Annotated in this window: 1 protein-coding gene and 2 pseudogenes; all 3 read right to left on the reverse strand. The window is 61.7% G+C overall.

Annotated elements, in window-relative coordinates; genetic code table 11:
* Nucleotides 1–605 (reverse strand): annotated as a pseudogene (locus BTW07_RS18535) (hypothetical protein); the annotation flags it as partial.
* 318 nt (nucleotides 606–923) lie between these two features.
* Nucleotides 924–1,673 (reverse strand): TraX family protein, encoded by a 750-nt coding sequence (locus tag BTW07_RS18540; protein ID WP_083942077.1) that lies wholly within the window; start codon nucleotides 1,671–1,673, stop codon nucleotides 924–926.
* Nucleotides 1,670–2,338, reverse strand: a pseudogene (locus BTW07_RS18545) (secretin N-terminal domain-containing protein); the annotation flags it as partial. The gene BTW07_RS18540 and the pseudogene BTW07_RS18545, both read right to left, overlap by 4 nt.

A 2,338-nucleotide genomic window follows, 5' to 3' on the forward strand; every position in this document is an offset into this window, starting at 1 on the left:
ATGGTGCCGTGGTTGAAGGTGAAGTCCCCGATGCCGTCGATCTTGGTGACCTTTTTGGAGCGGGTGACGAAGCGGTCCATGAAATCTTTCGGGGGCTTCCAGCCCTGGACGTCCAGGGCGAGGTGAACGGCACAGCCCATGGGCTCGACGTGGGCCAGCAGTTCCTTGGCGATACTGTCCAGGTAAGTCTGGATATCGGCGGTACTGCGCTCGTGGATGAAGTGGGGCGATAGCTCGATCTTGAGGTGGGTGCCGATGTCTTCGGCCTTGGTGTGCCGGGCGTAGAACAGGACGATGACGCCAAGCTCGTTGTTCTGGAGCCGGTAGCGGAAGCCGCTGTTGGTGTTGCCGGCGCCGACGATCCAGGTGGTACCGAACAGTTCGATGGTGGCGCCACGTCCTTCGCGATACGTCTCGATGATCTGATCGAACAGGTGCATGCACGGCTTGCCGGCGTAAAGCTGACGCACGGTGTCGACGCCAGAGTGCAGAAACTTGATGTGGCCGAGTTGCTGCTGGCCCTTGGGACTCAGAAAAAGCCGACCCCTGGGGTCTTCACGGTCTTCGATGAGTGACTCGATGGAGTAGCGTTCCCAGCGTTTCATGGCATGTTCCTTGTAATGACGGTCAATGACGGTCAATGACGGTTTATGACGGTTTCGTTAGTTAATCTGCGAGACGTGTTACAGGGAGGGTCTCGCCGAGTGGTATGGCTGGATAATCATTTATGAGGTGCTCCCCCGTAAGTACCTGTTCCGATATGTGCATCGGGTTTTGCCAATGACATGTAATGACACGCAGTGAACCAGTGGTTTTTCCTGTTATGTCGTGTTGGGCATAACGTGCTTTGACTCCCGTTGATCCACGACAGATTCGCCCAGGCTCACTAGTCATCGATCCCCGGCAGTCCGTGATGAAGATCCTCATGGCGTGATTCCCCAGGTGATGACGGCAATAGTGGCGAGATGCAGCGGGTACCAGGAGAGCCGGAGCGGACGCGGAATGGCCGGGATCGGAACGTCGAGGCGTATCGAGCCGCTGGCCAGCAGGACGAGCGTCATGGCCGTGGCGGTGCTGATCAGCATGTGAAGCGGTGTTCCGTTGATCATGGCGGCCAGGAGCAATGCCGGGATCGCGGCGACGGTTCGGTGTGGGTAGCGGTAGGCCAGCACGAACGCCGGCACCAGGAGCAGGCCCAACAGGCCGTACTCGACGTGGGGGCTGATCGAGAGAGCCAGGATGACCAGGACGATGCCGATGGCAGCCTGGAGGGTGCGTTCCTGGAACTGCTGCAGGGCGATGACGGAGAGCATGCCCAGGCCGAGGGTAAAGCAGACGTTGAGCTTGTCGGGTGTGATCACCAGGGCATAGGGCAGTTGCGCCAGGGAGCCTACCCAGAGCAGCCGGAGGCCGTAGCGAGCCGGTCGGCGGGTGTTGTGGAGGAGATGCCACGCGACCATGCCGGCGAATAGCGGGAAGGCGATACGGCCGAGAGCGATAGCCCAGGGCGTGAACGCGGCATCCGGCCAGAGGAACTTGGAGACGTGCTCGACCGTCATGGCCAGGATCGCGAGCCATTGGGCGAGCGGTACCCAGGCGTTGGATAGTGGCTGTCTATGAGATCCGCCGCGATCGTCGCGGGAAAAGCTATCGATAGCCGTTGTCGAGGTCATGAGGCGGTTTCCTGAGTCGGTAGCACGGTGGCCTGGAGCAGCACATAGAGATTGCTGGTCTGGCTGCTGGTCGAGGTGGAGCGAAACAGGCCGCCGATGACGGGGATACCGGAGAGCACCGGGACGGAGTTCTCCTGACGGCGGTTTTCTTCGGAGACGAGGCCGCCCAGGAGCACCGACTGGCCGGACTGGATCTGGACCGTGGTGGCGATGCTGCGCTGGTTGGTGATGATGTCCGAGGCCAGCAGCGAGTCGGTCAGGCTGTCGGCGGCGGTGTTGACGTCCATGACCACCAGTCCGGAGGGCGTGACCACCGGGAACACGTTCAGGGTGATGCCGATGTCCTTGCGCTCGATGGTCTGGAACGGGTTTTCGATGTTGGCCGCTTGGCCGGTGATCCGCCCGGTGATGAACGGGACGTTCTGGCCGACGCTGATGGTGCCACGCTGACCGGAGAGGGTGAGGATCTGCGGCGTGGAGAGGACGCGGGCATTGGAGTCGCGGCGGATGGCGTTGACGGCGAGCGCGAGGGTGTCGCCATCGAAGATCCCGAACGAGGCCCCGGGCACGGACAGCGCATTCCCCAGGCTGGAGGTGTTGAACCCGCCGGCGGGGTTGCTGCCGTTTCGGGCCCGTCCGAACGCCACCCCAAGATCGAAGGTATT

Origin of the sequence: Salinicola socius, assembly GCF_001937195.1 — a bacterium.
Taxonomy (GTDB): Bacteria; Pseudomonadota; Gammaproteobacteria; order Pseudomonadales; family Halomonadaceae; genus Salinicola; species Salinicola socius.